Source organism: Moorena bouillonii PNG (assembly GCF_001942495.1).
GTDB lineage: Bacteria > Cyanobacteriota > Cyanobacteriia > Cyanobacteriales > Coleofasciculaceae > Moorena > Moorena bouillonii.
On record NZ_MKZS01000001.1, the window covers coordinates 3,665,346 to 3,671,941 of the forward strand.

Below are 6,596 nucleotides of genomic sequence, written 5' to 3' on the forward strand. Positions count from 1 at the left end.
AATTCTCAATTCTTAATTCTCAATTCTTAATTCTCAATTCTTAATTCTTAATTCTCAATTCCCTAAAACCTAATACGGTAAGGTAACCGTAAATGTAGTACCCTCTCCCAACTGACTCTTGAGATAAATCTCACCACCATGAGCGTCCACACACTGTTTAACAATAGCTAGCCCTAAGCCACTACCAGGAATTGTGCCAACATTGCTAGCACGATGGAAAGGCTCAAACAGTTGCGGTTGGTCTTCTGGGGGAATGCCCATCCCCTGGTCTTGAATCCGGAATATAACACATTCTGTCTGAGCAATCAGTTCAAACAGAACTGTTCCCCCTGTGGGTGAGTACTTAATAGCGTTGGTGAGCAAATTGCTAAAAATGTGTCGCAGCAATCGTTCATCCCATAGGGCTTCCCTCAATTCTCCTTGAGTGGTAAAAACTAGCTGATGCTTGTTCTTGCTACTGATTTGTAACTCTTCTACTAATTGGTGACAAAACCGTTTCAAATCCAACCGAGTAGGTTGACACAGGAGTTTGCCGGAATCAGCTTTACTGATTAATGAAACCTCATCCAACAACTGGGCCATGTTTTTGATGGCCGAGCGAATTAGCCGCAAATGAACCAGTTTTTTCTCTTTAGGTAATTGTTCCTCTTTGTCTTGGAGCAATCCAGAACAAAGGAGGATTGTATTTAAGGGATTACGAAAGTCGTGAGAGAGCATGGAGACAAATTCGGCTTTGCGCTGATTGACTTCTTTGGCTCTAACCAACTCAGCGGTTTGTTCCTGAACCTGACTTTCTAGGGCTTGATTTTCTTGTCGTAATGCAACTGCTGCCTGCTTACGTTCAATAGCATAGCGCAAGGAACGAACCAGCATTTTTCCCTTGACTTGCCGCTTGACTAGATAATCTTGTGCTCCTTGACGAACTGCCTCAATGGCTAATTCATCATCATTGGTATTGGTTAGCACTACAATCGGTAAACTAGGCGCTTGCTTGATCAACGGTCCGAGGGATGCTAGTCCGTGGCTGTCCGGTAGAGTCAGATCTAACAAGATCACATCGTAGGGAATTGAGATTGCTCTAGCCTGAGCGATTTCCTGGAGTGCATCCCGCAACCGCTTGACATGAACTAGACTAAAGTGCCTGAACTGAGCTTCTTTCAAAAACTCTTGTAACAATCTGGCTTCTGCCAGGTTGTCCTCAATTAACAAGATTTTTACTGAGCCTTCAGGCATTACCTTTTAGTATTTCTTCTGTGGGCTTATTGGTCTGGATTTCTCCTTTGATCGAGAATCCTCATTGCTTTCCTGATTTTGTGTTAGTCAACCCTGATGTCTAATCCTTAGTGTCTCATAGTTTATGGCTAATCCCTAATCCCTAATCCCTTTATTGTGATGGCAGGGTGACAGTCGAGAGCCAAAAGTCTTCAATTCCTTTGACGATTTTGAATAATTCGCTAAGATTGCGGGATTTGGTGATGTAGCAATTCACATGCAAGTCGTAACTATGGAAAATGTCATCCTGATTTCTTGAGGTAGTTAATACCACCACAGGAATCCGTTTGAGATTAGGGTCAGCCTTAATCTCTGCGAGCACCTCTCGACCATCCTTTTTTGGCAAGTTTAAATCTAGCACGATCAGGTCTGGACGGACGGCATCAGCATACTCTCCTTCTTGGTGTAAGTAAGCCATAGCGTCCATGCCATTTCTGACCGTTACTACCTGGTGGGGTACCGAGCTATTTTTTAACGCTTCTTGGATTAAGCGAATATCGGCTTTATTGTCTTCAACCAAAAATATGATTTTGTGTCTTTCGTCCGTTTCTACGCTCACGCTCGCGTCCCCTTACTGGAATTGTAAAATAGAAGGTGGCACCGTGACCTAGTTCTGACTCTACCCAAATTTTGCCCCGGTGGCACTCCAGAATCTTTTTACAGATAGCCAAACCCATACCTGTGCCAGGATACTCATCCCGGGTGTGCAGACGTTGGAAGATCACGAAAATGCGATCGCTAAACTGCGGTTCAATCCCAATGCCATTATCCTGCACTGAAAATAGCCATGCATCCTCCAGTCGTTTTGCCCCCACATGGATTTCCGGCGGCTGTTCACTGCGGAACTTGATCGCATTACCAATTAAATTCTGGAACAGTTGCATCAACTGAGTGCTATCAGCCATGACTGTTGGGAAGGGGTCATGGGTAATCACTGCCCCAGTTTCACGGATGCGTCCCCGCAAATTCGCCAGAGCATGGTCTAAGGCCGTCTCCACTTCCGTCAGTTTAAACTCAATGCCCTGCAAATCGACTTTCGAGTAAGCCAACACATCATCAATCAGGGTTTGCATGAGGCTGACTCCCTCAACCGCAAAGGTAATAAACTCGCTGGCATCTTCGTCAAGCTTATCATTATAGCGCATTTCTAAAAGCTGCACATAATTGGCCACTTGATTGAGGGGTTCTTGTAGGTCATGGGATGCCACATAAGCAAACTTTTTCAGTTCAGCATTGGAACGTTCTAGATCCTGAGCCAATTGAGCCAATTCATCAGCTTGACGCAGGACAATATTAATCAGTGCTTTCCTCAGTTCCAGTGCTGTCTTAATTTCCACCTGTTTCCAGGGTAAAGAGGTTAAGCGAACGGTTTCTTTCCACAGTTCAAAGGATTTACGGGGCGACAGTTGCAAAGTCCCCTCTGTGTGGGTTGTTTCAAAGGCTTTATTGGGGTCACCCCCCCAATTAACAGTTTGAATCACCTCTGGTCGGAACCACAGCACATAGTTTCTCTTGGAAATTGGGATGGCTAGCAAGCCACTACCAATATCTTTAAACCGTTGTGCATCAGGATAAAGGCGAGGCAGGGAATCGGTATAGAACACCTCTTCATTAACATTCTGTTTCAGCCATTGCACCAAAAACTTGAGGTCTTCTTCACTAGGGGTCTCACCAATAACCGTAAAATTATCCCCAAAACAAATTGCTGCACCTTGAGCATTAGTCAAGTCCAGTAAATTAGGGTCATGCTTAACTAAGCCATCAATAAAGTTTTCTTCTTGGGACATATACTCAATCAATATCGATTGAGTATAGGACAACTTCATCTGATAGTCATAGTCTTCCGTCTCTTCTCGGGCTGAAATTTCTGAGAATATCACTCGTCCTAAAAATTCGCAAGCTTTGCGCAACTCATAGGATACATACTTAGGGGTTTGATGATGACAAGCAATAAGTCCCCAGAGTTTTTTATCTTTAATTAGTGAAATCGTCAAAGACGCCCCAACTCCCATATTGTGGAGGTACTGGATATGACAGGGAGAAGCACTTCTGAGAATCGATAATGTTAAATCAAGGGGGCGATTTGTGATGGGATTATCGGTAGGAAAAATTTCAACAGGTTGGGAATTTGCATCTGGAATTAAGCGGATCCAATTGGAACAGAATAATCGTCTGGCTGGTTTAGGAATATCCGATTCTGGATAGTGTAAGCCTAGGTAAGATTCCAGACTGTCTAGTTTTTCTTCCGCAATAACGGCTCCATGGTCATCATCTTCAAATTTATATAGCATCACCCGGTCAAACCCAGTGACCTTTCGCACCTCTTTGACGATGATTTGACAAAAATCCCGAAGATTTGAAGTTTGTTGGAGCTGGTTAATGGAGGCTCTTGCTAGATGATAAAAGCTTAAAAATGGGATAGTCTCCCGGGAAACTGCTGGTTCTAATTCCAGAATCAGACATCCATCTGAGTTACGATGAAATACACCATCAAATACTGCATAATCATCGCCCTTTTTCCTCGCCCAAATTTTAGTAGGATTGATCAGGTCTAGATTTTCCTCAGATAACCCAGCTTTAATTCTCTCCACTTGGAATGGGTCAAGTACATCTTCTAGGGTTTTTTCTAGCATGGCTTCGGCAGGGATTCCCAAAACCCTAGAGGTATTGTTGCTAACTTGTAAGATTTTCAGCTCAGGCTCTTCCAGTACCAAGAGTCCCCCATGAGGCTGTATTTGACCAATCACATGAATCGGTTCATGATCCAATTTGGTTTGTTGTGCTGGTAAATCTATTCCTACCATAATTCTCCGACCTTAATCCAGGATTATCAACAGTTATACGACCTCTGTAAGGAAGTCTCTTTGATTACCAATATCATTCCAAATACTATTTCTAATACTATTTAGTTTTTCCCTTGTGAATCTTTAACGGAACTTACCTATGACTACCTAGTATTTCCTAGTATATCCCAGTAAGTCAAGGATTAGGTCTAGAGTAATTTTTAAAAAAACATTAAATTTTTGGGTACTGCCTTTAGATCTTCTGCTGTTTATGGGATTCCTGTTGCCATCAAGGGGAATGTTAGGCTTGCTTCTCAAAAAATATTAATAATAATACGTAAAAACTCAATACTTAATAATTTAACTTAACAAAAAACGTGTAAGCTATCAGCTATCAGCTATCAGCTATCAGCCAATGGCTTTGGCCAAAGGCCACGCTACGCAAATGGCCACACTACTTGAGGAGCAAACGTTTTGAATAAAAGAGGTAAGGATTTGTTTAATCTCTTTTACGTCAGAGGCTAGAAGCCTGTGCCACAAAGCTGTCAGCCGTCAGCTAATCAACAGTCGGTAGTAAACAAGCTTACGGGCTAGTACGGCTGGTTGAAAATTCCTGCTCCTTTTACTAATCTGACCCCGTGCAGTTAAAGCCCCTGATAGCTGATAGCTGATAGCTGATAGCTTACCTACAGCCGCAGATGCAATGTGTCGCAAAGCTGATCAAAATAGGATTGAAAGTCTTTTGTCGTTGATACCTCAGAGGGGAAGATTGCTTGATGGATTGCTTCTCCAACTGCTTTGGCTAACCGTGGTGGTACAGCATTACCAACTTGTCTGTATCGTGATGTTTTAGAACCTTTGAATACAAAATGATCAGGAAAGGATTGGAGTCTAGCTGATTCCCGTACCGTCAGCCGTCTTACCCCTTCAATTGTTCCTGATCTCGGCTTTCCCCCATTCATTAAATGACGATGATACACCAGTAAAACACCTTCAGGGTCAATAATGTGGGTTCGGTAACCTCCCATAGTAGCGGTAATGGTAGGACTTGGTGCATCGAAATTGATGGGTTTTCCCCCACCCTTGACTAGGGTTCCTGTCCAAGGGGTAGGACGAATAACGGGTTTATTGGCATAGGAAACGTTAGTGCTATTCGGCTCATAGTCGGGAACATCAGTTAAGGCTGAACCTGATGAAATATAGGAATTAGATGTCCCTAAACCATGGGTTTTCAGGGGAAACGTAAAATCAGTTTTTGTGGCTAAACCGACCAAAAATAGACGTTCACGATACTGGGGAATTCCATAGTATGCTGCTTCTAAAACCTCTACATAAACTGAATAATACAGGGCTTGAAACTGCTGTTCAATCCATTGATAATAATTAAAATTTTTAGAGCTTTTCAACCCAGGCATAGTTTCCATTAAAAATGCCTTGGGTCGAATCTCCCTTACCGCTCGAATAAATTCTGGAACTAAATCCTTAGGGTTGGCTCGGGATAACTGTTTATTTGGGTGTTTGTTTCGGACAGAAAAAGGTTGACACGGTGGGGATCCTACTACTAGGTCAATACCTTGAAATTGAGTAAAGTCTATAGCTCTAACATCGGAGCGAATAACATTAGTGCTAGGAAAGTTTTCTCGATAAGTGGAAACAGCAGATTTATCAATTTCTATTGCTGTGGTGATCTGCCACCCAGCCATATGGAAACCCAGAGAAAGCCCACCTGCACCTGCAAATATATCGATGGCGTTTTTGGAATCATTCATGAGTTAGTGATCAGTTTTTCGCTATCAGCTATCAGCTCGGTAGAGTAGGTTGAGGGAGCAGGGAGTAGGGAGCAGGGAGTAGGGGTAAGAAAATTTACTGTACCTCATAACTATGATCAGGGCTATATTTAGACTAATTGTAGTTTAAGGGTATCAGCTGATTTTGTTATGCCAAATTGCTACATATACCAAAGGGAACAGGGAACAGGGAACAGGGAACAGGGAACAGGGAGTAGGGAGTAGGGAGTAGCGATGCAGCGCGGTCTTGGGGGTTTCCCCCACTCGCTATTGCATCAAGACGGGAGTAGGGAAAAGAGAACAAAAATTCTCACAATTCATTTAGGATTGGTATATTTGATTATTTAAGGTTAGTAAGATTTAAGGTTTAAGGTTTAAGGTTTAAGGTTGCAGGTTTAAGGTTGAAGGTTTAAGGTTTAAGGTTGCAGGTTGAACGCGCACGCGTGTCTAAAGGCCAAGGTTTAAGGTATAAGGTTGTTCGCGTGGGTGCATCTCATATTTGTAAAAAAGTGCGGTAGGCTGCGTTAGGGGCGAGCTCACCAAAAAAAATGGCGTTGCTGAATCAAGGAATGAATGCATGATCATCTGGTTGTGGTCAAGCCCCCTAAATCCCCCAACTTTGGGGGACTTTGAAAGTCTTTTTCCCCCCAAAATTGGGGGGCTAGGGTGTGTCTTCTTGCCTCGGAGATCCCCCTAAATCCCCCTTAAAAAAGCTATCCATTAGGCAAAAGTAGTCGAAACGGTGATAGAGACT

General features: G+C 43.0%; 5 protein-coding genes. All 5 read right to left on the bottom strand.

The features are described from left to right. Positions 1 to 69: 69 nt before the first annotated feature. The gene (locus BJP37_RS14950; protein WP_075899904.1) at positions 70 to 1,233 is read right to left on the bottom strand and encodes a hybrid sensor histidine kinase/response regulator; all 1,164 of its coding nucleotides are present in this window, start codon (positions 1,231 to 1,233) and stop codon (positions 70 to 72) included. Positions 1,234 to 1,384: 151 nt separating this feature from the next. Continuing rightward, positions 1,385 to 1,831 carry a response regulator gene (locus BJP37_RS14955; protein WP_075899906.1) on the bottom strand — a complete coding sequence of 149 codons (447 nt, stop codon included), beginning with the start codon at positions 1,829 to 1,831 and terminating at the stop codon, positions 1,385 to 1,387. Further along, positions 1,785 to 4,076, bottom strand: a complete 2,292-nt coding sequence (locus BJP37_RS14960) for a sensor histidine kinase (protein WP_075899907.1) — start codon at positions 4,074 to 4,076, stop codon at positions 1,785 to 1,787. The genes BJP37_RS14955 and BJP37_RS14960 overlap by 47 nt, the downstream gene beginning before the upstream one ends. Positions 4,077 to 4,741: 665 nt before the next feature. Further along, the gene (locus BJP37_RS14965) at positions 4,742 to 5,824 is read right to left on the bottom strand and encodes a DNA cytosine methyltransferase (protein ID WP_075899909.1); all 1,083 of its coding nucleotides are present in this window, start codon (positions 5,822 to 5,824) and stop codon (positions 4,742 to 4,744) included. Positions 5,825 to 5,990: 166 nt separating this feature from the next. Continuing rightward, a complete protein-coding gene (locus BJP37_RS39255; RefSeq protein ID WP_158069590.1) occupies positions 5,991 to 6,146 on the bottom strand; it encodes a hypothetical protein in 156 nt (51 codons plus the stop codon). Positions 6,147 to 6,596 lie beyond the last annotated feature (450 nt).

Excerpts from the sequence above, each read along its gene's own strand:
- BJP37_RS14960 (WP_075899907.1), bottom strand. The coding sequence starts at position 4,076 with ATGGTAGGAATAGATTTACCAGCACAACAAACCAAATTGGATCATGAA.
- BJP37_RS14950 (WP_075899904.1), bottom strand. The coding sequence starts at position 1,233 with ATGCCTGAAGGCTCAGTAAAAATCTTGTTAATTGAGGACAACCTGGCA.
- BJP37_RS14965 (WP_075899909.1), bottom strand. The coding sequence starts at position 5,824 with ATGAATGATTCCAAAAACGCCATCGATATATTTGCAGGTGCAGGTGGG.